This is a genomic window from Proteiniphilum propionicum, from assembly GCF_022267555.1.
GTDB classification, from domain to species: Bacteria; Bacteroidota; Bacteroidia; order Bacteroidales; family Dysgonomonadaceae; genus Proteiniphilum; species Proteiniphilum propionicum.
Window position 1 is genome coordinate 3,734,372 of sequence record NZ_CP073586.1, and the last position, 25,904, is coordinate 3,760,275.

The 25,904-nt window shown below is 41.0% G+C and carries 23 protein-coding genes, 1 tRNA gene and 1 pseudogene; 8 read left to right on the forward strand and 17 right to left on the reverse strand.

Translation table 11 applies throughout. The features are described 5' to 3' along the window. Positions 1–21 precede the first annotated feature (21 nt). The 11 genes and pseudogenes from KDN43_RS15550 to KDN43_RS15600 all read right to left on the reverse strand — a co-directional run bounded on the left by KDN43_RS15550 (position 22) and on the right by KDN43_RS15600 (position 8,745). Positions 22–1,285 (reverse strand): annotated as a pseudogene (locus KDN43_RS15550) (PcfJ domain-containing protein). Further along, positions 1,282–1,695 carry a PcfK-like family protein gene (locus KDN43_RS15555; protein WP_238867511.1) on the reverse strand — a complete coding sequence of 138 codons (414 nt, stop codon included), beginning with the start codon at positions 1,693–1,695 and terminating at the stop codon, positions 1,282–1,284. Before KDN43_RS15555 ends, KDN43_RS15550 begins: the two are co-directional and overlap by 4 nt. A gap of 65 nt (positions 1,696–1,760) precedes the next feature. Then, the gene (locus KDN43_RS15560) at positions 1,761–2,222 is read right to left on the reverse strand and encodes a hypothetical protein (RefSeq protein WP_238867512.1); all 462 of its coding nucleotides are present in this window, start codon (positions 2,220–2,222) and stop codon (positions 1,761–1,763) included. Further along, entirely contained in the window at positions 2,219–2,458 is a 240-nt protein-coding gene (locus tag KDN43_RS15565; RefSeq protein ID WP_238867513.1) for a hypothetical protein, read from the reverse strand. The genes KDN43_RS15560 and KDN43_RS15565 overlap by 4 nt, the downstream gene beginning before the upstream one ends. Positions 2,459–2,477: 19 nt before the next feature. Then, positions 2,478–2,714 (reverse strand): hypothetical protein, encoded by a 237-nt coding sequence (locus KDN43_RS15570; protein WP_238867514.1) that lies wholly within the window; start codon positions 2,712–2,714, stop codon positions 2,478–2,480. 4 nt (positions 2,715–2,718) lie between these two features. After that, the gene (locus KDN43_RS15575) at positions 2,719–3,054 is read right to left on the reverse strand and encodes a molybdenum ABC transporter ATP-binding protein (RefSeq protein WP_238867515.1); all 336 of its coding nucleotides are present in this window, start codon (positions 3,052–3,054) and stop codon (positions 2,719–2,721) included. Then, the gene (locus tag KDN43_RS15580; protein ID WP_238867516.1) at positions 3,051–3,416 is read right to left on the reverse strand and encodes a hypothetical protein; all 366 of its coding nucleotides are present in this window, start codon (positions 3,414–3,416) and stop codon (positions 3,051–3,053) included. Before KDN43_RS15580 ends, KDN43_RS15575 begins: the two co-directional genes overlap by 4 nt. A 671-nt stretch (positions 3,417–4,087) precedes the next feature. Continuing rightward, positions 4,088–5,302, reverse strand: coding sequence for a site-specific integrase (locus KDN43_RS15585; protein WP_238867517.1), 1,215 nt, complete (start codon positions 5,300–5,302; stop codon positions 4,088–4,090). Between the two features lie 306 nt (positions 5,303–5,608). Next, a tRNA-Asp gene (locus KDN43_RS15590) sits at positions 5,609–5,682 on the reverse strand. A gap of 234 nt (positions 5,683–5,916) precedes the next feature. Next, positions 5,917–8,049, reverse strand: coding sequence for a S9 family peptidase (locus KDN43_RS15595; RefSeq protein ID WP_238867518.1), 2,133 nt, complete (start codon positions 8,047–8,049; stop codon positions 5,917–5,919). A gap of 30 nt (positions 8,050–8,079) precedes the next feature. Continuing rightward, on the reverse strand, positions 8,080–8,745 hold the full coding sequence (locus tag KDN43_RS15600; protein WP_238867519.1) for an ABC transporter ATP-binding protein: 666 nt from the start codon (positions 8,743–8,745) through the stop codon (positions 8,080–8,082). Between the two features lie 278 nt (positions 8,746–9,023). Between KDN43_RS15600 and pdxH the strand changes: the two genes are divergently transcribed. Continuing rightward, positions 9,024–9,662, forward strand: coding sequence for a pyridoxamine 5'-phosphate oxidase (gene pdxH, locus KDN43_RS15605; RefSeq protein ID WP_238867520.1), 639 nt, complete (start codon positions 9,024–9,026; stop codon positions 9,660–9,662). Positions 9,663–10,283: 621 nt separating this feature from the next. On the opposite strand, the gene tsaB is transcribed toward pdxH, so the two are convergent. The 3 genes from tsaB to KDN43_RS15620 all read right to left on the reverse strand — a co-directional run bounded on the left by tsaB (position 10,284) and on the right by KDN43_RS15620 (position 13,817). Next, positions 10,284–10,982, reverse strand: coding sequence for a tRNA (adenosine(37)-N6)-threonylcarbamoyltransferase complex dimerization subunit type 1 TsaB (gene tsaB, locus KDN43_RS15610; protein ID WP_238867521.1), 699 nt, complete (start codon positions 10,980–10,982; stop codon positions 10,284–10,286). A gap of 227 nt (positions 10,983–11,209) precedes the next feature. Then, positions 11,210–11,518 carry an RNA recognition motif domain-containing protein gene (locus KDN43_RS15615; RefSeq protein WP_238867522.1) on the reverse strand — a complete coding sequence of 103 codons (309 nt, stop codon included), beginning with the start codon at positions 11,516–11,518 and terminating at the stop codon, positions 11,210–11,212. Between the two features lie 205 nt (positions 11,519–11,723). Then, the gene (locus tag KDN43_RS15620) at positions 11,724–13,817 is read right to left on the reverse strand and encodes a M3 family metallopeptidase (protein WP_407681773.1); all 2,094 of its coding nucleotides are present in this window, start codon (positions 13,815–13,817) and stop codon (positions 11,724–11,726) included. Between the two features lie 393 nt (positions 13,818–14,210). On the opposite strand from KDN43_RS15620, the gene KDN43_RS15625 reads away from it, so the two are divergent. The 4 genes from KDN43_RS15625 to KDN43_RS15640 all read left to right on the forward strand — a co-directional run bounded on the left by KDN43_RS15625 (position 14,211) and on the right by KDN43_RS15640 (position 19,716). After that, complete coding sequence (locus KDN43_RS15625) at positions 14,211–15,611, forward strand: PhoH family protein (RefSeq protein ID WP_238867523.1); 1,401 nt, start codon at positions 14,211–14,213, stop codon at positions 15,609–15,611. A gap of 118 nt (positions 15,612–15,729) precedes the next feature. After that, complete coding sequence (gene hisS, locus KDN43_RS15630; RefSeq protein WP_238867524.1) at positions 15,730–17,088, forward strand: histidine--tRNA ligase; 1,359 nt, start codon at positions 15,730–15,732, stop codon at positions 17,086–17,088. A gap of 85 nt (positions 17,089–17,173) precedes the next feature. Then, a complete protein-coding gene (locus KDN43_RS15635) occupies positions 17,174–19,102 on the forward strand; it encodes an ABC-F family ATP-binding cassette domain-containing protein (RefSeq protein ID WP_238867525.1) in 1,929 nt (642 codons plus the stop codon). A gap of 62 nt (positions 19,103–19,164) precedes the next feature. Then, positions 19,165–19,716: a 1-acyl-sn-glycerol-3-phosphate acyltransferase gene (locus tag KDN43_RS15640; RefSeq protein ID WP_238867526.1), complete on the forward strand. Its 552-nt coding sequence runs from the start codon at positions 19,165–19,167 to the stop codon at positions 19,714–19,716. Positions 19,717–19,773: 57 nt separating this feature from the next. On the opposite strand, the gene dinB is transcribed toward KDN43_RS15640, so the two are convergent. From dinB to KDN43_RS15655, 3 genes are all read right to left on the reverse strand, one after another. Next, positions 19,774–20,859 carry a DNA polymerase IV gene (gene dinB / locus KDN43_RS15645; protein WP_238867527.1) on the reverse strand — a complete coding sequence of 362 codons (1,086 nt, stop codon included), beginning with the start codon at positions 20,857–20,859 and terminating at the stop codon, positions 19,774–19,776. Between the two features lie 498 nt (positions 20,860–21,357). Next, the gene (locus KDN43_RS15650) at positions 21,358–21,543 is read right to left on the reverse strand and encodes a hypothetical protein (protein WP_238867528.1); all 186 of its coding nucleotides are present in this window, start codon (positions 21,541–21,543) and stop codon (positions 21,358–21,360) included. A 140-nt stretch (positions 21,544–21,683) separates the two neighbouring features. Continuing rightward, on the reverse strand, positions 21,684–22,151 hold the full coding sequence (locus KDN43_RS15655) for a cold-shock protein (RefSeq protein ID WP_238867529.1): 468 nt from the start codon (positions 22,149–22,151) through the stop codon (positions 21,684–21,686). 954 nt (positions 22,152–23,105) lie between these two features. Between KDN43_RS15655 and KDN43_RS16490 the strand changes: the two genes are divergently transcribed. From KDN43_RS16490 to istB, 3 genes are all read left to right on the forward strand, one after another. Further along, positions 23,106–23,234, forward strand: a complete 129-nt coding sequence (locus KDN43_RS16490; RefSeq protein WP_256448713.1) for a hypothetical protein — start codon at positions 23,106–23,108, stop codon at positions 23,232–23,234. A 244-nt stretch (positions 23,235–23,478) separates the two neighbouring features. After that, positions 23,479–25,047 carry an IS21 family transposase gene (istA, locus tag KDN43_RS15660; RefSeq protein WP_238867530.1) on the forward strand — a complete coding sequence of 523 codons (1,569 nt, stop codon included), beginning with the start codon at positions 23,479–23,481 and terminating at the stop codon, positions 25,045–25,047. A 1-nt stretch (position 25,048) separates the two neighbouring features. Next, a complete protein-coding gene (gene istB, locus KDN43_RS15665; RefSeq protein WP_238867531.1) occupies positions 25,049–25,801 on the forward strand; it encodes an IS21-like element helper ATPase IstB in 753 nt (250 codons plus the stop codon). Positions 25,802–25,904 lie beyond the last annotated feature (103 nt).

Here is a 25,904-nt window from a genome sequence, read left to right on the forward strand (position 1 = left end):
TGATGTTTTGGTGATTGTTGCTTATGCTGTCGCTCTCATTCTCTGCCTTATCAGTTTGCGGTTGGCATTGACAAGGCTAACGATTTGGTCGTGATATTCCGTATTCTTATTGCACACGCCACGGGATTGAATGACTTGAAAAGTGTCCAGCGACACTTCCACCGTTTCAATCCGCTGTCCGTTAATCTGTGCCGAAAAAACAAGCGTATCGGGTTTCAGAAAATATTCGTTGGTAAAAACGCAATGCTTTAGTGTTTTTCCTTCTTCGTAAAACTCTTTCACACTTTGCAATACCCGAATGTTCAATTTACCGTCCGAAAACTCCAGACCGAAAAACTTGGCTTTTAATTCTTCATAAATTTGCTCGTTTTTTAACAAGCATTCCCGTTCTCGTTCACGTTTCTGACGTTCCTGCCACGCTTGTTTTTTGTGCATCCATCGGTCGTGTTCCACTTTTAAATCAGCCGGACAAACAAATTTGGCGTTGAGTATGTCTTTTCCGAAAAAACGCAACAAGTCCATATAATCGCACCAAAGCGAAGCATCCGATACGGTGTACTTATTGCGAATGCAAATGCGGATACTTGCCCAAAAATCATCCAAATCTTGCGAACATTTTATGGAAAAGTGGCGAAACAAATCAATCTGCCCCGATTTTAACAAAGTTTCCATCCGGCTGTCAGACAGAATGTTTCTGAAAAAGTTTCGGGGCGAAAGTCCGTGAAAATTGCCACGAAAACCGTTGCGTCTCACTTCGGGGATAAAACGTTTGTACGGATAGGTGGCAACGGGCGATAGGTGGCAACGGGCGAAATGAGATGTGTCTGCCGTTCTTGACGGATTTCGAGGTCGGACGACCAATTCCAAATATCGCAATAAAACACGCTCATACTTCGCGAACGTGCCATTATTTCGGACTTTCCGCTCGGAGCTATCCAATGTTGAACAACTTCCCGGCATTGCGAACGTGCCGAACTGCCCACTCGACAATATTTTTCCAAAAAGAAATAGCGTAAAACTTGAAAACCACCGTTAACGGTAATCATCCCAAAATACTCTTTTTGTGCAAAACTCTGCTTGCGGGTGTCAATAACTTGCAAATTCTCACCGCAATTAGGGCACGTGCATCCGCAAATGCTTTCGGCTAAAACGTGTCCGCTTTTCCACGAATGTCCGGTTGGTCAAAACAGTTTTGAAATGCCCAATCTTGTTGCTTTTGTGTAATCGGGGCAAGTCGCTTACTTTGTTCGGCGACTTTTTTCTGTAATAAAGTTCTCGGTTTCATTCGTCGAAAAGGCTTTTTTGAACGCACGGTTCGGGTTGTACATTCGGACGTTTCCTTATTCGTGTCATACGTTCGTAAGCATCATTTTCGGCTCGCTTAATGGCGTTCTGACGTGCCTGTTCCTTTTCTTCGGCAGTCAATTCAATAGTATGATTTACAATAATATTGCAGTCAATGGGATTGCCGATTTCAATATTGTCTTCATCATAAAAATGTACAGCCATCGAAAAAATTTCATCATCGGCAAAACCGTTGCATCCACTCTGCTTTACGCAATTGAGAATATAAGTGATGCAGTCGTCAAGGTTTTTTTCCGATTTATTGAACGAAACGGCAAACAGTTTGTCCGTTTCGGCTCTGTTTCTCAGATAGGCTTCTATCGTATTTTTGAAATGTTCGGTTGTTTTCATCTTTTATATGTATTACTTCCTTTCAACCTTTCCGTCAAATGACGGAAAGGTGTTGGGAATATTGATTAAACTAATTGAATGATTTTAACGGTCTGTTGATGATAATTCAGTATGTCTTTAATTGAAAATTCCGAAGTCCAAAACTCCTCTCTGGAATACTTTCCGTGTGCGGAGTAAATTGCCGTTCCGTTTCGGTAAAACGACAAACGATAAGTGTCCAACCGGTTTTCCGGCACAAGAAACGTATCGTGTTCGTTCTCGTCCAATTCCACAAACGTCCAATCATTTTCGCCTAAAAGGACGTTTATATCTTCGTCCGTACGGTAAAAATCGACGGATGTGTCGTAAAAGTTGAGCGATGCAAATCCGATTTCGTTTTCGATAGACTGAACGGTTTTCAGCCGTTGTTTCATTTGTTCTCTCCACTTTTTCGTACAATGGATAAGGGCAAAATGGCACTCATCCCAATCGCTGTTGGTATCGGCTTTTACCAAAATATAATCTGTGATGTTCGTTGCTGTTTTCATTTTTTGTTTGTTTTTAAGGGTTGCTCTTTCACTAAAATGGTTCTCGGATTTTTCGGGTCATAATTTACTTGGTAGCCGTTACTTTGAATAATACCTTCCAAAAGGTTACGTGCTGCACAACTGTCCCAATCGTCTGATTTAGTCATATCCAAATTGGTTAGCTTTTCAAATTGGCGTACCATTGTAGCTATAATTTTTAAAGCTCTGTATTCTGTTTTGTCTGCTAAATTGCTCATAATACTGTATTGTTTACTGTTAAATAATCATTGTCAAAATCAACCCGATTACCCCGATTACGGCAATAATAACTCCCCACTTCAGCATTTTGAAAACGATGTAAATCGTGGCTCGGATTATGAATTTCATCACAGCAAATGTCGCGAAAATCATTGCAAACGCTACCGTTTCTTGGGCGGCGATAACCGAAACGGCGAACACCGTTCCGATTATCAATGCTGTGGCTGTTATCAGCCGTAAGGGGATTGTTTTCATTGAGTTATTTGTCAGGTATTTCCACTATTTGGTCTATTTTCCCGAAAAGGACACTCCGCAAACTCGTTTTATCGGGGGCGTAATACTCCGCCCAATGGTCGTATTGCTTGACCACATACTTTTTCAGTACGTCTGAGAAGTCAAAACGCCAACCCATCAGCGGAACGGCTGTTCTGAAATAAGCGTTACTCCTAACGTTCTCTGTAAGCCAATTCTTTTCGGCTCTGTTCATCGGCTCTCCGTTGTTCAGTTTCACTCTCAACTTGAAAACTTTGCTCTCGTTGTAAGCATCTAAAGGTGGAATTTCGTGCGATACGAATTTTACGGCTATCGGTTTCATACGGCTTGTTCTCGAGGATTAATAGCTAAAAAATGGGTTAATACGACTTCCAAAAAAGTATCGGGATGGATGTAGTTTTCAAAAGACATTTCTACGCTCCGCACCTCTTTCCCGAAACAATCCCAATCCACATAATCTGCCAACTTGAACAGTTTTACCGCTTTTCCTGTAATATAAGCCGTCATAAATTCTGACCGATACCCCACCTGACACATTAGAAACTCACACTTACTCAAAGGCTCACAACCTTCTACCACTGCCATTAACTGCACTTTTGTGCCACCATGATTTATGCGGTAATGAGAGGAGGTGTTATTTTTGTTTCCCAAAATCAATTCGTTATTTGCATTTTCTCGTTTCATAATTTCTGACATTTTTTTTTATGCGTCTAAAGAGCCGGAGTATGTTGATTTTCGTTTCGAGGGCTATCAAAAAGGTAGTGCGGGGGCAAAGGCAAGGTTTTTTGGGAAAATACTACCCGAAAGGTGTGGAGATTTTTTCAAAAACACGTGAGGGCTTGACCTTGCCGACGGTAACGCACGTTTTACCTTTGCCCGCAGATACAAAATCAACAGTAATACACGGCTCGATGCGATAAAAAGCAGACGGGAAGAAATTACAGCGGAGAAAATGCAAGGTTGAGATGAAAACAAGATATTTTGAAATAATATAGGCTGTATCGTAAAAAAGAAAATAGGCAAGTTCAAGGATGCTCCGGTATTCCGGGCGTTCTTGAACTTGCTTTTTTTCGTCTTTTCCCGGTAAATTTCGGCGAGGCTTGCCGGATGATTTTTTGAACCTGACTGAACGGAGCATCGGCGAAGTGATTGAACGGCTTCAAACAAATCGGACGATGTGCCGCAGACGAAAAGAAAAACCACGATTTATCGGATAGAAAGTATGCGGAAAAGAGAAATGCCTTATTTTACATGTTGATTTATTTTTCATTTCCGCATTCTTTCGTCATTTTCCAGAAGAAACTTCCCTACCACCTTTTCTCAAGGAAGGGGCGGAAGGGAAGAAAGGGGAATGGTTATAAAAATTGAAATTCAGATAGTTTTGAAGATAAATTCAGCATGTCATTTTGTATTTTTTCTTTAGTAATCCTTGCATATATTTGTGTCGTTTTTATGTTCGTATGTCCCAACATTTTGCTTACTGTTTCAATCGGAACACCTTTCTCTAATGTAATCGTAGTTGCAAAAGTATGCCGGGCTACGTGAAAGGTCAAATTTTTATTGATACCGCACAGATCTGCTATTTCTTTCAAGTAGCTGTTCATTTTCTGATTACTCAAAACAGGTAAAAGTTTATTGTTTTTTGTTTTACCCTTATATTTTTCAATAATTTGCAATGGAATATCAAGTAGTAATACGTTGGATTGTACATTAGTTTTTTGCCTGTTAATCACAATCCACTTCTGACCATTGGTTTCAAGAATATTGTCATGACTTAAATTATAAACATCAATATAGGAGAGTCCCGTAAAGCACGAAAAAATAAAAATATCCCTAACAATTTCTAATCTTTGAATGCTGATTTTTTTATCTAACAGACGATTGATTTCTTCGCTCGTAAGGTAACCTCTGTCCACTTTTTTCATTGAAATGCTGTAATTTAAAAATGGGTCGTGGTGGATTAATCCTTTTTTCTGCGCATGAATAATTATTGTTTTGATATATTTCAAGTACTTTGCAGTAGTGTTGTGAGAGCATTGCAAATCTGCTTTTAAATATAATTCAAAATCATTGAGAATTGTAAAATTAATGTCATTCAATGAAATGTCATTACGACTGTATTTGTTCTTTAAAAAGTGTACAAAGTATTTTTTTGTACGTTCGTATTTTTCGAGTGTAGCAGGGGACTTTGTTTTGTTGACTAATAGTGAAAAATCGCTATTGAATTTTTCAAACAACTCTATAAAAGTCATCATGGACTGGTTTCCATGAAGGTATAAAGATTTGATTTTTTCGGTTGTAAGAAACTCATCATCTTGTAGTTTGAAAAACAGTTTATTCAAAGAGTTGGTTATACCATCAAGCCGGTTGTTGAGATTTAGAGCTTCAGCCGTTTTGCCTGTCATTCTATTAAACTTTGCATTCCACATTTCGGGCTTGCAAGATAGTCCTGATGAACCAACGTTACACATATTTCCATTAAGAGAAATTCTAATCATAATGGGACATTTCCCGGATTTGTTCTTGTAGTTGCTTCGTAAGTAGTACGAAATTTTAAATACCGCTTTCATAATTTAATTTTTCTGTAGCATTTTGCCACAAAGTTCGACATAATAATTTAATTATGAATTAGATATGAGTAGTCAAATGGTATTCAACCGGTATTCATTGCTACATTTTTTATTTCAGAAAAAGCAGTGTAGCAGAAAATGTAGCAATAAAGTGAACCAAACTTGGATACCAAGTCTTACCAAATGGTATTCAACTGGTTTGATAGATTGTACTTTTTCGTTTTACAACACATTGATTATCAGTAGCATTCAGGAATAAACATAAAAAAAGAGAATACTAAAATAGTACTCTCTTTAATGTTTTAGCGGTATGGACGGGACTCGAACCCGCGACCCCCTGCGTGACAGGCAGGTATTCTAACCAGCTGAACTACCACACCATTTACATGAGTGCTGACTTATTGGACCTGGCACAATTTTCCCGACATTTCGGGATTTACCGGCCAACCAAAAAACACTCGGTTTTCTTTCGCTATTTTGGGCTTGGCTACCACTGTAACTACCACTGTTTCCTATAGCGAGTGCAAAGGTAACGATATTTTCAGAATTACAAAACTTTTAATACTAAATTTTCAGTACTTACAACACAATTTACATCGCTATAGAAAAAAGCCCTATTCCTCTGTTTCAGAATAGGGCTTCTTCAGCCATTTATTGAACCAGCGGAAAAACTCACGCTGAAACATTATTCCGTTCTGAGGCTGCGATATCCAGTGATTCTCGTTTGGAAAGATGAGCATGCGGGATGGTATATTCCGGAGCTGTGCGGCGTTAAATGCCATCATACCCTGCGATGCCAGGATACGGTAATCCAGTTCACCATGCGTTATCATAATGGGAGAGTTCCATTTATCAACAAAGCGGTGAGGTGAGTTTTCAAATGTGCGCTGAGCAACGGCGTTAGACCTGTTCCAGTAGGCACCGCCCATATCCCAGTTGGCAAACCACATCTCCTCAGTCTCCAGATATTGTGCCTCCAGGTTGAATATACCTGCATGAGACAGAAATGCTTTGAAGCGACCGTCGTGATTACCTGCAAGCCAGTAAACCGAAAAGCCGCCGTAGCTTGCACCTGTACAGCCCAGCCTGTTCTCATCAACAAAAGGTTCCTTTGCAAGGGTATCAATCGCGGTAAGATAATCTCTCATGTTCTGTCCCCCATAATCGCCGCTGATCTGCTCCAGCCACTCCTGTCCGAAACCGGGAAGGCCACGGCGGTTGGGAGCCACTACAATATAGCCGTTTGCAGCCATCATCTGCAGATTCCAGCGGTAAGACCAGAACTGGCTCACCATGCTTTGCGGACCTCCCTGGCAGTACAACAGCGCGGGATAGTTCCCGGAAGGATCGAAGCCGGGAGGATAGACCACCCATGTGAGCATCTCTTTGCCGTCTGTGGTGGTGATCCAACGCTCTTCAACCTCTCCCATGCGCAGCTGATCTAATATATCCTTGTTTTCCAAGGATATATCAGTAGCCTGCCCCGAGGCAATATCCACACTGTATATTTCCGTAGGCTGCGACATAGACTGGCGCTTGGTGATCAGCTTCCCGTCACCCACTGCAACCGACTGGTAATCATACTTTCCTTTGGTGATAGGTGAGATCTCGAATGAGAAAATGTCGGCAACGTAGATTTGAGTGGTTCCTTTGACCGGAGCAACAATATATATGGTTTTACTGTCGCTGTTCCATTCGAACGCATCGGTATTATAATCGAAATTTTCCGTTACATATCTCTTTTCCCCGGTCGCCAGTTCCATTACATACAACCTGTTCTTGTCGGATTCATACCCGTCGCGTTCCATACTTTGCCAGGCAATATATTTACCGTCGGGAGAGAAGCGTGGATTCACATCGTAACCCATCATTCCTTCAGTCATATTCTTTGTTTCTCCCGTCTCTACATTGTAGAAAAAGATGTCTGAATTTGTGGAAAGGCTGTACGCTTTCCCTGTTTTTTTACGTGAAGTATAGGCAATGGTTTTACTGTCGGGGCTCCAGTCCAGTTGTTCCATTCCGCCAAAAGGATCCATAGGAGCTTCGTAGGGTTCCCCCTCAAGGAGGTCTTTTATATTTGAAAATTTGTTTTCGGCAAGATCTGCAACAAAAGGGTGAGGCACACTTTCAACCCATTTGTCCCAATGTTTATACATAAGATCGTCTACCACTCTCCCTGATGCTTTTGGGAGGTCGGGATACTTGTCGGCAGCTGTCTCAGTAATTTTCACATCTTTTACAAAGAGCACCTTCTTTCCATCGGGTGAGAATGCAAAGCCATTTATTCCTCCGTCAACGTCAGATATCTGTTTCACTCCACCGCCATCGGGATTGATTATCCATATCTGTGACGAACCCGTTTCATCACTTAGAAAGGCTATCTTTTTGCCGTTGTCGATCCACTGTGGATTGCTCTCCTGATCGCTGGTGAAAGTGAGTTGTTTTTTTTCAGAGCCATCAGATTTCATAATTACTAGCTCCGAGTTGGTTTTATTTTGAGGTATACTAACGTAAGAAACCTGATAGATGATATGCGACTTGTCGGGAGAAACTTCAACACTCCCTACCCTTACAAAACTGTAAAGGACTTCAGGGGTCATAATACCGTCCTTAATTTCAGGTACGGTCCTACCAATTATTTCCGTTATCTCTTTACTGTTTTTTTTACTTTTTTCCTGCGAAGCCTCATTGCATGACAACAGACTTCCTGTGATAACAATAGCCATAAGTATTAATTTGCCCTTCATACGATATGAAATTATATGTGTATGATTGAATTATCTGTTTTCAGGTTCTACAATACGCCCATCTATCATATGGATGGTTCTGTCGGTGATAGAGGCGAGCTGTTCGTCGTGCGTGACGATTACAAAAGTCTGGTCGAGCTTGTCGCGCAGTTCGAAGAACAGATTATGCAGCTCCTCTTTATTGTCCGAGTCAAGACTCCCCGAAGGCTCATCGGCAAAGACTACCAGGGGACTGTTTATCAGAGCCCTTGCCACAGCTACACGCTGTTTTTCTCCTCCCGAGAGCTCAGCCGGCTTATGCTCGGTACGTGCCGATAATCCCATCATATTTAGCAGCTCCTTTGCCCTTCCTTCGGCATCAGAATGCCTTGCATTACCAATAAGGGCCGGTATCATTACATTTTCGAGTGCCGTAAATTCAGGAAGAAGCTGGTGGAACTGGAAAACAAATCCGATATTTCTGTTCCGGAAATCCGACAGTCTCTTTTCGCTCAAAGTGCTCAGTTCGCTATTATTGATATAGATTCTCCCGGAATCGGCTTTTTCCAGCGTACCCATAATCATCAGAAGAGTTGTTTTACCTGCGCCACTAGGCCCCACAATAGATACGATTTCACCTTTTTGAACCTCTAAGTCTATACCCTTCAGTACCTGAAGCGGCCCAAAACTTTTAACTATTTTCTCTACTTTAATCATCTGATATCTATTTCATGCACACTACCAAAATGCGAAGGTAAGAAAAATTTTCGCACCGCAACATTTTACGCATTATTAACCGGCTTAAGGTTGCAAGTTCAGTTTGGTGCTACTTATATTTGTAATTGGACAAGTCCAGATAAATTGATTAGCTTTGTGTCAGTAAAATTATGGAGCCGGCAAACAAAACCATCACTGTGTTAGGAGGGTTACTCCGCTTGCCCCTGTGGGTTTACGGAGAGTAAAGGAGAAAGTAGTAATCAGAAAAATCGTGGTTTATGCAAGATTTAAGTAAAATGCGACAGGAATATGATGCAGAAAGCCTGAACGAGGCCGATATGGCGTCAGACCCTATTAAGGAGTTTATGGAGTGGATGGATGAAGCAATTGCGGCAAAACTGTCTGAACCTAATGCAATGGTTATTGCCACTTCTACTTCCGATGGGAAACCCTCTGCTCGTGTAGTCCTATTGAAAGAAGTGAATGATTGCGGTTTCGTTTTTTTCACCAACTACCTTAGTAGGAAAGGGATGGAATTGCTTAGCAACCCGTTTGCAGCAGTTGTGTTCGACTGGCATGATATGGGGCGGCAGGTGCGAATAGAGGGCCGTGTTGAGAAGCTGTCAGCTGAAGAATCAGATAACTATTTCAATACACGTCCCGAAAACGCAAAAACCGGTGCATGGTCATCTCCCCAAAGCAAAATAATAAAAAGCCGTGATGAGCTTGATGAACTGCAAAAAGAAACTGAACGAATGTTTGCTGGTAATACAATTTACAGGCCTTCTCATTGGGGCGGTTTTCTGATCAGGCCCGAAGTGATTGAGTTCTGGAAAGGGAGGCAAAGCCGTATGCACGACCGTATTGCATATTACAAAACCGAAGATGGCTGGAGCATTAATCGGTTAGCACCGTGAGAGTTCTTTTTCAAACACTACAACCGTCAGCAGCCATTTGTTAAGGCTTGTTTTCACTTTAAACTATGAGTCCCCTCAGATAAGTCTTTTTTGCTGAAAATCCGATAAATAACACCATTGATTTCCAGCGAGTTGCGACCTCCTGAAATCGGTTTTTGGGGTTTTCGGAGCAGACTCAACTATTCATTGTTGAGCTGATTTAAAATGTCCCGTAATAGAACCGCCATACATTTGTCTGCTCCTAAAAACAGAATATCAAAATAATGCGAGTTCAATTAATGCTCCGTTAAATCTTCATTTATATCACTGACAGTCAATAGGTTAAACCGAATCCTCGAAAACGCTATACTCCATTGATATTCAGTGAATTATAAAATTTACTTAAAAAATACCGAAGTATTGATAATGAAAAATTTTTTAAACAACTCTCTCCCCAAATATCTCAATTTTCACGTTTTTGAAAATGAGATTTTAGAATTGGACTCATACATTAAATATCAACATCTATTTTGACCCGATTGCAATAATAGAGACTTTTCAGAGGGTACTAATACGTATAACATGATAATAAACATCAAATAACTTCACTGAAAAATGACTTTTTAAAGGATGCTTATCGCTTCATTTATTTATGTTAATGATTTTATTTTTTGGCACTGTTGCAACAAATTCTTTCAGATAAAAAGGTTCAAAATAGGCCACATCTGCAAAATCTCTTTCCTTGAATGCTTTTTCTGCTAACAACATCATACCTGAAGCTAACGGATGGATATCTCTGATAAATGATGCGTTGCGATGTGTGATAACAGATTCGCATTTTAATGCGCCGTTCCCAAAAAAAACAATCTTTTTCTCTCTAAGAAGATCGGAGTAACTATTGCTATCAACGATATCGGCAGAGGTTTTGCGAATCACATTCAACGTTTTGTCGAAAAAGGTGGTATAGGCCTCCATTCTTCGTGCATCAATCATCGGGCATAGCAAAGCATCATACCCTACCCTGTCTGTGACCATAGAGGCCATGATGAGTGAGGTAGGTATGGCAATGAGCGGGATGCCCAGTCCGTAACTCAACCCTTTTGCTTCCGACACACCTATACGAAGGCCTGTGTAGGAGCCGGGACCGCTGCTTACAGCAATTGCATCAAGCAAGAGATTGTTTTTCCTCGAATACTCCATGATCTCCTGAACAAAAAGGCCCAGTAATGATGCATGAGACTGCCCTTTATAGCTTACTTTACTTAGTAGCATTTTCCCGTCACTGGAAAGTGAACAGGAGCAAACGGGGGTAGATGTTTCAATAGAAAGTATGGTGCACATGAAATATTGATTCTGAAAAAATGAAAGTGTAAAGATGAGTATGTTCCGAAAAAACCGAACATCAAAAATTATTATTTTAATAAATTGAATACCATTATGTACTTAGCTTAGCCTACAAAGATAGAGCCTTTTCGGAAATGACTCAAAGATAAAATTTTTACAACTATAAGCATAAAAAAACTGCATCGCATGAATGCAGTTTTTAACTTAAATAAACCTATAAAGGATTAATACCTGTTTCTTTCGCGGTTTCCGTAACCGCCTCCGCGGTTACTTCTTGGGCGATCGCCTTCGGTACGGGGACGTGCTACAGATACAGACAGTGTACGTCCATCGTATTCAGCATCATTAAGTTCTTCAATGGCACGCTGTCCTTCTGCATCGTCGGACATCTCCACAAAACCGTAGCCTTTTGAGCGACGGGTTTCCCGGTCAGTGATAATTTTTGCTGAGGAAACTTCACCATACTCCTCAAAAAGTTCTTTTAAATCGGCATCAGTAATCTGATAACTTAAGCCGGCTACAAAAATGTTCATGTAAAATAATTAAAATAAAAAAATAAATAACTTGTGCAGAAGTCCTTTCATTGAGAGGAGTTAGGAAATAACTTGACAATGGTGTGAAGTAACTAAATAACGGCCTGCTAAAAAAAATACTTTTGCATGACAAAGATAGATATAAATTAATTGCAGCAAAATAAAATGAGGTAAAAATCACAAAAAAAAATTGTTTGAGAGTGTTTTACATCTCAATTCCATTTCTAATAAGCAGCGCTTCAACTGATGGTTCTTGCCCTCTAAACCGCTTGTAGAGTGACATTGGGTCTTCAGTGTTTCCTTTTTCAAGAATATTGCCCCTGAATGAGGCTGCAGTCTCCTTATTGAAGATCCCATTCTTTTTGAATACCGAAAAAGCATCGGCGTCCATCACTTCTGCCCATTTATAACTATAGTAGCCTGCTGCATATCCCCCTGAAAAAATATGACCGAAGGATGTGGACATGCATGCAGCGGGCACAACCGGCAACAATTGCACATGAGCCATGGCCTCCTTTTCAAATGCACGGACATCTCCCTCAAAGGGTTTTTCAAGAGAGTGCCATGCCATATCAAGATAACCGAACGATAGCTGGCGTAATGTAGCATAACCAGTGTTGTAGTTTGAGGCATCTACTATTTTTTGCAATAAATCATCCGGCATTTTCTCTCCTGTCAGATAATGAGAAGCAAATTTATCGAGATACTCTTTTTGTACTAGCCAGTTCTCCATGATATGGGAAGGCAGCTCCACAAAATCGCGATAAACACTCGTCCCTGATAAAGTCTCATATGTGCTTCGTGCCAGCATTCCGTGCAAGGCATGGCCAAACTCATGCAAAAACGTATTCACTTCATCGAAGGTAAGCAATGCAGGCTTGGTTTCCGTTGGCCTGGTAAAATTCATTACTATGGATACATGAGGCCTGCTGTCTCTTCCGTCCCTTATATACTGTCCCTTGTATGAGGTCATCCATGCACCGGATTGTTTTCCTTCGCGCGGATGGAAATCGGTGTAGAGGACAGAAAGAAAGTTCCCATCCTCATCAAGCACATCAAAAGCCTCAACCTCTGGATGATAGACTGAAATAGCCGGGTTTTTCACAAACTGCAACCCGTAAAGGTCCGTTGCAAGCCCAAAAACACCTTTTTTCACATTTTCGAGCTCAAAATAGGGGCGCGTCATCTCGTCGTTAAGCTTAAAACGTTTATCTTTAAGCTTGTCTGCATAGAAGCTCCAGTCCCATGGTTGCAGGTCAATAGCCTTCTTCTCCATCTGTACGGCAAAATCCTGTATATCCTTCACCTCTTTACTAGCTATAGTTCCGAAAGCATCAGCCAGCTTATTAAGCAAGGCATATACAGCCTCCCCATTTTTAGCCATCCGGTTCCTAAGGATATACTCCGAGTAGTTTTTATATCCCAGCAAATTGGCAATCTGTAAACGGAGATTCACTATTTTCCTTACATTCTCACGGTTATCAAACTCACCTCCTCCAACACCTTTGGTATTGTAAGCCAAATACAACTTCTCCCGCAAATCTCGACGAGTGGAATATTTCATAAAACCTATGTAACTGGGCGCCGAGAGGTCGATCAGCCACCCCGCCTTCCCTTTCATTTTTGCCTTGGCAAAAGCAGCATCAACCAGACTTTCGGGGAGGCCTTCAATATCTGATTTATCAGTAAGCAGCATCTCATAAGCATTGGTCTCTCGCAGGTTGTTTTGTCCAAATTCAAGCGAAACCTTACTTAACTCCATCGACAGTTCGCGATACTTTTTTTTGTCTTCCGGGGTAAGTGTTGCGCCGCTGTTTTCAAAACTTTCGTAATATTTCTCTACCAGACGAATCTGTTCTGGTGTAAGGAGGGTTGAATGACGTGTATCATATACAGACTTTACACGACTGAAAAGAGCTTCATTCAGGTTGATATTATTGGAATGTTCCGACAGCTTCGGACTTAACCGCTGAGAGATTTCCATCATCTCTTCACTGCTCTCAGCACTCAGCAGATTAAAGAATACGTTGCTCACACGGTTCAGCATCTCGCCCGAATATTCCATCGCTTCAATAGTGTTTTGAAAAGACGGGCCCTCTTTATTAGCTATTATTTCATCAATCTCAGACTGATGATCTTTCATTGCCTTATCGAAAGCAGGTTCAAAATGTTCGGTTCTGATCTTGTCGAACGGAGCTGTTCCATGCGGTGTGGCAAAAGGGGAAAAAAAAGGGTTCTCTTGTGCCGGTGCTGTCATCATAATCATTACACAGATAGTTATTAATAAGGTTTTCTTCATAAGAATTTGTTACATTTGCAATAAATAGTAATAATAGCAAAGATACATTTTTTTTGTTTTCCGCACACAGAAAGCCACTGTTGACAAAACATTTTTTACTAAATTGCGTTTTTAATACATGCAAGATAACAAGTGCGTTCTTACATTTGTTCGGATTCTTATATTTTGACAAAAAAAGGGCTTTAAACAGTACTTGAAAAGGTGTGAGAAAGTAGTATAAACAAATTGCATGGAAAATTCTGAAAGAAACAGTGATGGAAAGATGAATTGACATGCAGACAGGGAGGGAGGGGGATAACGAAGATAGACACAAGGAGAAGAAGGAATTGAATATTTAAGTTCGAGGAAAAGGAAGAAACTAAAAATGACATTAAATATTAAAGCAGATAAAACATGGCAACAACTGAAAGTAAAACCAAGGAAAAAGCAAAGACAACCCGCACAAAGAGTAAAACCAAAACCACAGCTCCCGGAGCAAAAAAAAACTTTATCCTCGACACGAATGTGATTTTGCACGATTTCAAATGTCTCGACAATTTTGAGGAGAACGACATCTACATTCCGTTTGTGGTCCTAGAAGAGTTGGATAAATTCAAAAAAGGAAACGAACAGATCAATTTCAATGCACGTGCATTTGTGCGCGAATTGGATCTTATAACCGATGACGATTTGTTCACTAACGGTGCCGATCTAGGTGTTGGTAGAGGTAAGTTGTACATAGTGAATGTATCAGGTGAGAACAAAAAGATAACTGATGCATTCCCCGAACGTACTCCCGACAACCGTATTCTTTCCGTGGTAGACGATATTGCCTGCAAGCTCCCGGAAATGAAGACCATCCTTGTCTCCAAAGATATCAATCTGAGAATGAAGGCACGTTCTCTTGGAATTATGGCGGAAGATTATATTAACGACAAGGTTACAAATGTCGATATTTTCGCAAAGGGGGAAACGGTTATCGAGGGTATTAGCCCCGATCTGATCGATAGACTGTATTCTCAACCTACCGGAGTGGATATGGATGAGTTCGATTTTGAGATCCAACTCGATCCCAACCAGTGCTTTGTCCTTAAAAGTGATAGAAATAGCGTCCTGTCAAGATACAATCCGTTCACACAGAAAATAAACAAGATAGAAAAAGAGCCCAATTTCGGTATCCAGCCACGCAATGCAGAACAGGCTTTTGCTTTAGAGATTTTGAACGACCAGGAGATAAAACTGGTAGGCCTTACCGGGAAAGCAGGTACTGGCAAAACGCTTCTTGCACTGGCTTCAGCCCTAAAACAAAACAAGATTTATAATCACATACTGCTGGCACGCCCTATTGTTTCACTGTCTAACAAGGATCTTGGATATTTACCTGGCGACGAAAAACAGAAGATTGCCCCCTATATGCAACCTCTGTTCGATAATCTTAACGTTATAAAATCACAACTGGGACAAAACAGTTCAGAACTCAGACTGATTGACGAACTGCAGAAATCAGGACAGCTAGAGATTGAAGCCCTGGCATTTATCCGCGGACGGAGCCTCACTGGAACATTCTGTATTATTGATGAGGCGCAGAATCTTACTCCGCATGAAGTGAAGACTATTATAACACGAGCAGGTGAAGGAACCAAAATGGTGTTTACAGGAGACCTTCAACAGATCGACTCACCTTATCTGGATATGCAGTCCAACGGATTGGCATATATGATTGATAAGATGCGCGGACAAAATCTGTTCGGACATGTAAACTTGGTAAAAGGTGAACGGAGTGAGCTATCGGAAATGGCCAGCAATCTTTTGTAGAGTTCAAAACTGAAAATGAAAAGTGAAAAAATATCTTCCGTTTTTTACTATTAGTTTTTTGTTTTTAGTTTTTCATTTTTAGATTTCCTATCTTTGCATCCCAAAACATGTAAGAAAGATGCAAAAGCCCTCAATACCCAAAGGTACACGTGATTTTTCGCCAGAAGAGATGGCGAAACGGAACTATATTTTCAATATTATCAGTGAAGTTTATCGCCTCTACGGCTTTCGCCAGATTGAGACGCCCGCGATGGAGAACCTCGACACGCTGATGGGAAAATACGGAGAGGAGGGCGATAAGCTGCTGTTCAAAATTCTCAACTCAGGTGATTTCCTGTCGGCTATGAGCACCGATGATATTACCGAAGGTAATCCGGCGAGGACGGCTAACAAGATCTCTGAAAAAGGGCTTCGCTACGACCTCACCGTTCCTTTCGCGCGGTATGTGGTAATGCACCGTAACGAGATCTCATTCCCTTTTAAAAGGTATCAGATACAGCCTGTATGGCGGGCCGACCGTCCCCAGAAAGGTCGTTACCGAGAGTTTTTCCAGTGCGATGCCGATATTGTTGGTTCCGACTCTCTCCTTAACGAGGTGGAACTGGTGCAAATTATTGATGAGGTCTTTTCACGTCTGAAAGTTCGTGTATGTGTAAAGATCAACAACCGCAAGATCCTTTCCGGTATTGCTGAAATAATTGGCGAAGCTGATAAAATCACAGATATCACTGTGGCTATAGATAAGCTCGATAAAATAGGATTGGACAAGGTTAATGAAGAGCTGGCCTCAAAAGGTATAGCACCCGGGTCAATAGAAAAGCTGCAGCCTATTATAATGTTAAGCGGCGACACCAGTGTAAAGCTTAACACGCTGAGGCTTGAACTCGCATCGTCTGAGATCGGCATGAAAGGGATTGAAGAAATGGAGTTTATCTTCAATAAGATCAGACTCCTGGAATTAAAAAATGAAGTGGAGCTAGACCTTACTCTTGCACGCGGGCTCAACTATTACACGGGCAGCATCATCGAAGTAAAAGCTTTAGATGTGGAAATAGGCAGTATAACGGGTGGAGGGCGTTACGACAACCTCACCGGTATTTTTGGCCTTCCAGGCGTGTCGGGTGTAGGCATCTCATTCGGTGCCGACCGTATTTTCGACGTGCTCACTCAGCTTAACCTCTTTCCCGATAATTCAACGCATATCACTGATGTCCTGTTCGTTAATTTCGGAGAAAAGGAGCATGATTTTATACTGCCCTTTATAATGGACTTGCGACGTGCCGGTATAAGTTGTGAGCTCTATCCCGAAGCAACAAAAATAAAAAAACAGATGTCCTATGCCCATAACAACCGAATCCCGTTTGTTGCAATCGTGGGTGAAAACGAAATGAAAGAAGGTAAAATCACGCTAAAAAATATGGAATCGGGAAAGCAGGAACTAGTAACTCCCGAAGAATTTATTAAACTGATAAAATAAATGTTTATTGTTCAATGCTTAAGGTATAGTACCCGGCTCCAAAAACAGAGGGTACTGTATGATATGCTTGCGAACTTATATTTAAATGCTTTCGATAGAAAACCTTACCGTTGAATTTGGCGGCTTCACTTTGCTAGATCAGATATCGTTCGTACTCAATAAGAACGAACGCGTGGCTCTTGTGGGTAAAAACGGTGCAGGCAAATCTACGCTGCTGAAAATTATTGCCGGCATCCAAAACCCTTCACACGGTATCATTTCATATCCAAAAGAGGCCACTATCGGCTACCTGCCACAGCAGATGACTCTCAACGACACACGAACTGTAAGAGATGAAACTTCATTGGCGTTCGCTCACCTTAAAAAGATGGAGAAGGAATTGAAGCACCTGCATGCCGAACTTGCCGAACGTACCGATTATGAATCGGAAACATATCATACAATAATCGAGCGCGCAACGGACCTGCAGGAGCTGCTGCAAATGTCGGGCATACATAATTTCGAGGCAGAGGTGGAGAAGACATTGATGGGACTGGGATTCAAGCGAGATGATTTAGACCGCCTTACCCGGGAATTCAGCGGTGGCTGGCGTATGCGCATCGAACTGGCAAAGATTCTTCTGCAGGCACCTGATGTTTTATTGCTTGACGAGCCTACCAATCACCTCGACATAGAATCTATCCAGTGGTTGGAGAACTTTCTTGCCACACATGCCAATGCCGTCATACTTGTCTCTCACGACCGCGCTTTTCTGGATACAGTAACTAACCGTACCATTGAAATTGTGTTGGGCGAAATTCACGACTACAAGGTTAGCTATAGCAAGTATGTTGATTTGAGGCGTGAACGGCGTGAGCAGCAGCTGCGAGCATACGAAAACCAGCAGAAACAGATTAAAGACACAGAAGAGTTCATTGAACGATTTAGATACAAGGCAACCAAATCGAATCAGGTTCAATCGCGTATTAAGCAGTTAGAGAAGATTGAACGTATAGAAATAGATGAAGTGGATAACTCTCGCCTCAACCTGAAATTTCCCCCTGCACCACGGTCGGGATCCTATCCCATCATTATGGAAGATGTATCTAAGAGCTATGGCAATCATATTGTATTCAAGGATGTTACCATAACCATTGAGCGTGGCGAGAAGGTGGCGTTCGTGGGGAAGAACGGCGAAGGGAAATCAACACTGGTAAAGTGTATAATGAACGAAATCGATCACGGGGGAAGGCTTGTACTGGGACATAATGTGAAGATTGGATATTTTGCCCAGAACCAGGCACAGCTACTCGATGAAAACCTGACGGTCTTCGAAACTATCGACTATGTTGCCGTAGGAGATATCCGTACCAGGATACGCGATATTCTGGGTGCTTTTATGTTTGGAGGTGAGACTTCGGAAAAAAAAGTACAGGTATTGTCGGGTGGTGAACGCAGCCGCCTGGCAATGATTCGCCTGTTGCTGGAGCCCGTGAATCTGCTTATTCTGGATGAGCCTACCAACCACCTGGATATGGCATCGAAAGATGTGTTGAAAAAATCCATCGGGGAGTTCGACGGAACGGCGATAATTGTTTCGCACGACCGAGATTTTCTGGATGGGCTGGTCACAAAAGTGTATGAGTTTGGCAATGGTAGGGTATTGGAACACCTTGGCGGAATCTACGATTTCCTGTCGAAAAAAAGACTTGAGAGCCTGAAACAGCTGGAAGTAAACCATGCCAACACTCCTAAACCGGAGGAGAAGCAGGCACAGCCATCGGAGAGCAAGCTATCCTATCAGGAACAGAAGGAGCAGAACCGCAAGCAGCGAAAACTGGAGAGGCAGATTGAAGAAGCAGAAAGCAGGATAGAGCTTCTTGAGAAAAAAATTTATACGATGGAAACAGAGTTGGCAACACCGGAAGGTGCATCGAACGTAGAAATGCTACAGGCTTATCTCGACACTAAAACCAACCTTGACCGTATAATGAATAATTGGGAGCGCCTGACACTGGAACTTGAAAGTTTTTAGTTCCAGAAAATCATAAAATGTAAAATTGCAACAACTATCAAATGTTTTGACCGTTTCAAGATATGGGAAAACAGATAAGTAAATTCATTTTTAACAAAATACTCGGATGGCAAATATCCGGTAAATATCCGGTTATCTCCAGATGTGTGATTGCAGTGGCACCCCACACGAGCAACTGGGATTTTGTTGTTGCCAAACTTGGTTACTCTTCCATTGGGCGAACAGCTAATTTTCTGATGAAGAGGGAATGGTTTGTATTTCCTTTCAATCTGCTGTTTAAAAATATCGGTGGAATACCGGTTGACAGAGGCAAAAGTTCTTCACTTACAAATACTTTGGCTGAGGAATTTGAAAAAAGGGAACATATGCAGCTTGCCATCACCCCCGAAGGAACCCGCAAACCGGTAAAAGAGTGGAAAAAGGGGTTCTATTTTATAGCTCTTAAGGCTGGTGTTCCCATCGTGCTTATAGGGTTGGATTATGGAAAGAAAGAGGCTTTGTTCCTCGGACTTTTTCATCCAACAGGTGATTATGAGAGTGATATCGTGAAAATTAAATCATATTTTAAAAATATTCAACCCAAGAAACCTGAAAACTTCATTATTCCTATATAATAACCCGGGAAATTGTGCCTGCTTTAATATTGCCGATACCCAAGTTAAACAATACACTCAATCTTTGAAGTCGAAAGATAACTGGATACCATCCAACTGTAGAAATTCCTGACCGGCATGAGCGTTTTTCAAGGTAAGCCCCATAAGACGTATTTTCCTCTCCTGAATATCTTCGACCTGTAGTAGCAGCTCTTTTCCCAACTCAAAAATCTCTTCATAAGTTTTAATAAAATAGTTCACGGTTTTGCTTCTTGTTATCACGGTAAAATCGGCATATTTAATTTTCAGCGTAAGTGTTTTAGCGAGAAATTTTCGTTTCTTGGCTCTCCTGCATACTTCAAGAGCAATCTGATCAAGTGCTCCCAGAATATCTACAATCTCATCCAGGTCTTCCAAAAATGTCTCTTCAGCACCAAGCGATTTACGAACCCTCTCCGACTCCACCTCCCTATCGTCAATCCCTCTGGCAAAAAGGAAATAGGTAATTCCTGCCTTTCCGAACTCACGCACCAGATCAATCTCTGCCCACTGTTTCAAATCGAATCCGGTTCTTATACCCAGCTCTTCCATCCTTTTAGCCGTAACCTTTCCTACGCCAAAGAACTTGTTAACAGGTAATTTTTCAACAAAAGTCTCAGCTTCTTCCGGTCCAATTATGAACAACCCGTCCGGCTTTTTGAAGTCAGAAGCTATCTTTGCTAAAAATTTATTATATGACACGCCCGCTGATGCAGTAAGACGTGTCCGGTTAAATATTTTCTGCTTAATCTCTTTGGCAATGAGCGTAGCGGAACCGATACCTTTATGGTTAACCGTCACATCAAGGAAGGCCTCATCGAGAGATAACGGCTCAACCTTATCAGTATATTCAAGAAAGATCTGCATTATCTGGTTTGATACCGACCTGTAAACATCGAACCGAGGCATCACAAAGATAATATGCGGGCATTTCCGTAACGCTGTTAAAGAGGGCATTGCAGAATGAACTCCATACCGGCGTGCTTCGTAGCTTGCTGCAGCAACAACGCCCCTCCTTTCACCATAACCCACAGCAACGGGCCTACCACGATACTCAGGATTGTCGCGCTGTTCAATGGAAGCATAGAATGCATCCATATCAATATGGATAATCTTACGGTTCATGGTAACAAATATAGTGGTAATTTATTAGTAAATAGTTGTTAGCTTTCTGTTTTTTAATATTTACCATTTCTTTTTATTGATAGAGCAAAGTTACTCCGGTGCAAACTGCGAATTTCCATCGGTTTTCGGCGAGCCTGTCTAAAACTATTCAGCGGTAGCACTACCCAACGTTCAGATCTGCACGGTGGATAAAGAGAGCAGGGCAGTTCCTCAGCATTATTTACAATATCACCTATCGCCAGATGCGCGGGAAACTGGCTTAAGCTCTTCTCTACCTAAGCAGTGATGATTTTGCGGAACTGAATGTTTTTTTCTATCTCGGCAGGCAGGATATTGCCAATTTCGTCTCCATTGCAACAGGGTGTGCTATCAAGATCATCAAGGAGTTCGAAAAAGAGAGGATTATTACCCTGAACGGAAAAGATATCTAAATCGCGGATAGAAAAAAACTATATACTTTTACTTCTTCAAAAGCTTTGCTATCATGGGATACAAAGATCAGGTCAGCAGGAACTTGAAAGCCTCATAGACCAGAAATGCCGGCCATACAATTGCTTTCAGAAATCCCAACACACCCATCCAGAATGTTGTAGCGGTAGAGATAAAATAAATTGCCGCGCCAATCAGTCCCATTCCATAAACAGCATCACACGCCGAGCCTCTTTTCTGCATTTTTTCACCCATACTCTTCTGTTTAAAATAATGATAATCAATTCTGGCTATACGAATTAAACACATTAAATACTTTTCACAAAAGTAATAAAAACCCAACAAAAGAATATGAAAGATGGAGAATTTTTCAGGTCAACTTATTTTATTTATTTTTAATTGCCAGGTTCAAGACTCTGACTCTTATCTGCAAAACTGATTCTCACGGCATTCATGCCTTTCTGACCACGTTCCAGTTCGAATGATACCACATCTCTTTCTGAAATGGAGGAAGGTGCGTTACTGATATGAAAAAAATATTTATCCATACTTCCTGCATTCTTAATAAAGCCATATCCTTTATCATGGTTAAAATATTCAACACGACCCTTTAATATAGGATCTTCAATATCTTCTTTCTTCGGAGTAGATATTTCAATGTCTTCCATCTTTACTTTTGGCTTCATTACAGGATTGGGTGGTGTATCTGTAATAACACCGTTCTCATCAACATAAGCTATCATATCCTCAAATGAGCTGGGTGGAGTGTTTTTCCTTTCTTCTCTTTTCTGTTGTTTTTCTTTTCTCTTTTGTCTTTTATTTTTCTCTATTTCTCTTTTACTAAATGAATTTGATTTAGCCATATTTATATTTAAAATATTTTATTTTTTATTAAGAATATCCTCTGAAAAGACTCTTTCATAGCAATGGAGCCAAAACAGATATTGATATTCAAAGCATTTTTAGTATTTTTTGATTTTCTGGGTTTTAAAAGTAGACTCATATATGCGAAAGCAAAATATTTAATGTCTGCAGTTTTTATATGAAATATGCTATCTCACAATCAGTGAGTCAGCGTTAAGTTCATAACCGGTTAATACTGTGGAACAAGAAAGTTGAATTTGTTGTCAATATAAACGATGGGAAAAACCGAAAATCGATGTCAGAGCAAAACATTGCAAAGAATAAATACAATAAAAACTTGTTCGCTCACCCTACAAAGGTACAAAAATAAATTGGCATATCCTATTTAACACAGTGTAGAGTCAACCTGTAGAGTCAACCAGCAATATGATAGTTAATTTTAGGGAGACTCCGGTCTTCTTTGTTATTAAATTATGTTGCCGGTTGACACTCTTTGGGGGTTTCGCACCCACAACCGCTTGGCACCCCCTGCGGTGCTTTTCATAGTTTTGTTTAAAAAACCTATATAAAACTTACCGGGAAAGTTGCACTTCTAAATTGAACTTAGCAACTCCCAAATAAACTGATGGTTCACTTTGCAAATGAGTATGTCGTCTAAAAAATGTTTTTCTTTAAATATCCTTTGAGTCTGCTCCGAAAACCCCAAAACCCAATTTCAGAATGAGGGTTATATTTGCACTTGCGACTATCCCTTCGAGCATTTTGATCTTGGCGGTTCGGGATCTACCGTTGAAGAGGCAAAAAAAGATTGTTTTGCTTTTTATGATGCAATGAAAGAAGCATCTCCGGAGGAATTATTTCCATAACTATTGGTAGATTGGGTATACGACTTCCCAAGCTTTTTCAACAACTTTGATTTTTTAAATCAAAGTAAAGCTGCAAAATACATGGGTATGAGCCCATCTAACTTTAGGCATTATGCTGCAGGTTCAAAAAGAATGTCTCAAAAGCAATTCATTAAAGTAAGAGAAGGATTTAAAAAAATGGCAAATGAATTGAAAGAATCTACCTTAACTATGTAACATTGCCTTTACATTTAATTAATCAACATTAGACCCTCGGATAACCGGGGTTTTTTTTTGTCCTTTCTGAAACGTTGTTACCGGAAATTAGAAATGCAGTAAAAATGGAAATCTCAGTACAGTGAAAACGGTAACAAGACTACAGCAAAAACGGTAACAATAGTGCAGTAAAAATGGTAACAATAGTGCAGTGTTTTTGAGAATAATTTTCACCTTTGAGTCATAATTTTAAAGCAAAGGCATTATGACAGAAAAGGAATACAAAACACTAAATCGTTACATTATGTATGACACTATTCACCGGCTCCGTCATGAGGAACATAAATCGATTCAATGGATAGCCGATTATCTGGGGATCAATTTTAGAACAGTAAAGAAGTACCTTGAGATGGATCCCAAGGAGTTCGAGCAATACTCAAATAGCTTGAACGAACGTGACTGCATTTTGGGGCCATACAGGGGCTTCATCGTTGAACGGCTTGGACTGTTTCAGGATACATCGGCAGCACAGATGCATGATTGGCTAAAAGAGCATTATCCTACTTTTCCTCGTGTAACATCCAAAACGGTTTACAATTTTGTGATGAAGATCCGCCAGGAACATAACCTTCCCAAGTTAAAAGTAAGTAAGCGCGAGTATGGCCCTCTACCCGATACGCCGCCGGGTAAATATGCCCAGGTTGACTTCGGTGAACATAAGCTGCGAAAAGGTGATGGTTCAAGGGTCAAAGTTTACTTTTTTGCTATGATTCTGGAATATAGCCGCTACAAGTTCATTTGGTTTCAGGATAAACCCTTCACCAGCGAGAATGCTGTTTACGCTCATGAGCTTGCTTTTCGTTTCTTCCACGGAATACCCAAGTTTGTTATTTATGACCAGGATTCTGTTTTTCTTTATGATGAGAACATTGGGGATTATCTCATGACAGAGGTGTTCAACAGTTATATTAAGAGCCGCCCGTTCAAGCCCGTTTTCTGCCGGAAAGCAGACCCCGAAAGCAAGGGGAAAATAGAGAACGTGGTCAAATATGTCAAACAGAACTTTCTATTAAACAGGTCATACAGCAATCTGGATAATCTTAACAGGGAAGCTGAATACTGGCTGAGCAGGACAGGCAATGCCATGGTTCACAATATTACCTGCAAGGTACCCTATCAGGCATGGTGTTCTGAATGTAAGGATTTACAACCTTGCATACCCGTAACTTCCTCCCCGTTGGAGTCAGGGCATAAAGTTCAAAGAACAAATACCCTACGTTATAAAGGGAACACCTATTCGCTTCCTTTCGGTACATACCGTGGTGAAGAGACCAGGGTTCTGGTCGAAGAAGAAAATGACACCCTGGTGATCAAGACCATGGATGGAGAGCTTCTGGCAAAGCACTCTATACCAGCCGGGCGCGGTAATAAAGTCATCAACTATAATCATCAGCGTGATAAATCAACGAGCATTCAAAAACTCTGTGATCAGGTAAAGGTTCAGTTCACGAACCAATCAGGGGCTGAAATCTTCCTGTCAAAATTAAAAGAACGCTATCCTCGCTATATGAGGGACCGGATATCGGTCATGTTGAACTGCATGACAAAGTATGCGCAGGAAGACACCGACAAAGCACTGGATATGTGCCTTGTGAAATCCCTTTTCAGCGCGAATGACTTTAAGTCAATACCTTCATCGGGTGCGGTAATCAAGGAGAATAATAATGAGGTGGAGATCAAATCTCTTGGCACACCTGAAACGCAATTGATGGTAAATATCAAGCCAAACAAGTCCACTATAGATGTCTATCAAAACCTCTTTAAAAGCAAGTGATATGACGCCGGATAAGTTAACAACCATACGAGGGTATGCAAAACGACTCAGGCTCTCGGGACTAACGATCAATGCTCAGGATATCCTGCTCAAAGCACAGAAAGAATCTCCCAGTTATGATGATTTTTTGACGCTGGTGCTGGAGTCAGAAGTGAAGGCGCGTGAAGAGAAACAGAGACTTTTACGCTTAAAAGCTGCCAAACTTCCCTTGGCACATAATCTCGACATGTATGACCACTCCATCTCAAATGGTTTGAGCGCAACTCAACTAAACCAGCTTAGGGAACTGCATTGGGTGGAAGAAAGCTTCAACCTTTTGCTCGCAGGTCCTTGTGGTGTTGGCAAAACATTTATTGCCGCCGGTCTTTGTGCCGATGCCATTGATAAGGGGTATAAAGCCTATTTCAGAAATATGGATGAACTTCTCACCACCCTTAAGTTGAAAAATATAGTTGCCAGTGCAAAAAGAGAATATAAGAACCTGATTGCAGCGGACGTGATTGTCATAGACGATCTGATGAATATATCTGTAACTCGTGAAGGAGGCAATCTTCTCTTTTCCTTTATAAACAGCATATATGAATCCACTTCGTTTATAATCACCACCAACAAATCTCCTGCAGAGTGGGCTCGTTCGCTTGACGACGAAGTGCTGGCCACGGCTCTTCTAGATAGATTGCTCTATAAAAGTCAACTCCTGCAACTCGATGGCAAAAGTTACAGAATGATTAACAGGAAAACTATTTTTTACTGAAAACTAAAAAATGAATGAATAAATGGAAATAAAGAATGAAAAAATGAATGAATAAATTACCTTTGCAAAAGATGCACAGTTGTTACCGAAATTACTGCATCAT

Bases quoted from the DNA above. Each gene is read 5' to 3' on its own strand.
- KDN43_RS15565 (WP_238867513.1), bottom strand. From the start codon at position 2,458: ATGAGCAATTTAGCAGACAAAACAGAATACAGAGCTTTAAAAATTATA.
- istA (WP_238867530.1), top strand. From the start codon at position 23,479: ATGACAGAAAAGGAATACAAAACACTAAATCGTTACATTATGTATGAC.
- KDN43_RS15595 (WP_238867518.1), bottom strand. From the start codon at position 8,049: ATGAAGGGCAAATTAATACTTATGGCTATTGTTATCACAGGAAGTCTG.
- KDN43_RS15580 (WP_238867516.1), bottom strand. From the start codon at position 3,416: ATGAAACGAGAAAATGCAAATAACGAATTGATTTTGGGAAACAAAAAT.
- tsaB (WP_238867521.1), bottom strand. From the start codon at position 10,982: ATGTGCACCATACTTTCTATTGAAACATCTACCCCCGTTTGCTCCTGT.
- KDN43_RS16490 (WP_256448713.1), top strand. From the start codon at position 23,106: ATGAGCCCATCTAACTTTAGGCATTATGCTGCAGGTTCAAAAAGAATG.
- KDN43_RS15575 (WP_238867515.1), bottom strand. From the start codon at position 3,054: ATGAAACCGATAGCCGTAAAATTCGTATCGCACGAAATTCCACCTTTA.
- istB (WP_238867531.1), top strand. From the start codon at position 25,049: ATGACGCCGGATAAGTTAACAACCATACGAGGGTATGCAAAACGACTC.
- KDN43_RS15625 (WP_238867523.1), top strand. From the start codon at position 14,211: ATGGCAACAACTGAAAGTAAAACCAAGGAAAAAGCAAAGACAACCCGC.
- KDN43_RS15650 (WP_238867528.1), bottom strand. From the start codon at position 21,543: ATGGGTGAAAAAATGCAGAAAAGAGGCTCGGCGTGTGATGCTGTTTAT.
- KDN43_RS15640 (WP_238867526.1), top strand. From the start codon at position 19,165: ATGGGAAAACAGATAAGTAAATTCATTTTTAACAAAATACTCGGATGG.
- KDN43_RS15620 (WP_407681773.1), bottom strand. From the start codon at position 13,817: ATGAAGAAAACCTTATTAATAACTATCTGTGTAATGATTATGATGACA.
- KDN43_RS15615 (WP_238867522.1), bottom strand. From the start codon at position 11,518: ATGAACATTTTTGTAGCCGGCTTAAGTTATCAGATTACTGATGCCGAT.
- KDN43_RS15600 (WP_238867519.1), bottom strand. From the start codon at position 8,745: ATGATTAAAGTAGAGAAAATAGTTAAAAGTTTTGGGCCGCTTCAGGTA.
- KDN43_RS15570 (WP_238867514.1), bottom strand. From the start codon at position 2,714: ATGAAAACAATCCCCTTACGGCTGATAACAGCCACAGCATTGATAATC.
- hisS (WP_238867524.1), top strand. From the start codon at position 15,730: ATGCAAAAGCCCTCAATACCCAAAGGTACACGTGATTTTTCGCCAGAA.
- KDN43_RS15655 (WP_238867529.1), bottom strand. From the start codon at position 22,151: ATGGCTAAATCAAATTCATTTAGTAAAAGAGAAATAGAGAAAAATAAA.
- KDN43_RS15635 (WP_238867525.1), top strand. From the start codon at position 17,174: ATGCTTTCGATAGAAAACCTTACCGTTGAATTTGGCGGCTTCACTTTG.
- KDN43_RS15560 (WP_238867512.1), bottom strand. From the start codon at position 2,222: ATGAAAACAGCAACGAACATCACAGATTATATTTTGGTAAAAGCCGAT.
- pdxH (WP_238867520.1), top strand. From the start codon at position 9,024: ATGCAAGATTTAAGTAAAATGCGACAGGAATATGATGCAGAAAGCCTG.
- KDN43_RS15585 (WP_238867517.1), bottom strand. From the start codon at position 5,302: ATGAAAGCGGTATTTAAAATTTCGTACTACTTACGAAGCAACTACAAG.
- dinB (WP_238867527.1), bottom strand. From the start codon at position 20,859: ATGAACCGTAAGATTATCCATATTGATATGGATGCATTCTATGCTTCC.
- KDN43_RS15555 (WP_238867511.1), bottom strand. From the start codon at position 1,695: ATGAAAACAACCGAACATTTCAAAAATACGATAGAAGCCTATCTGAGA.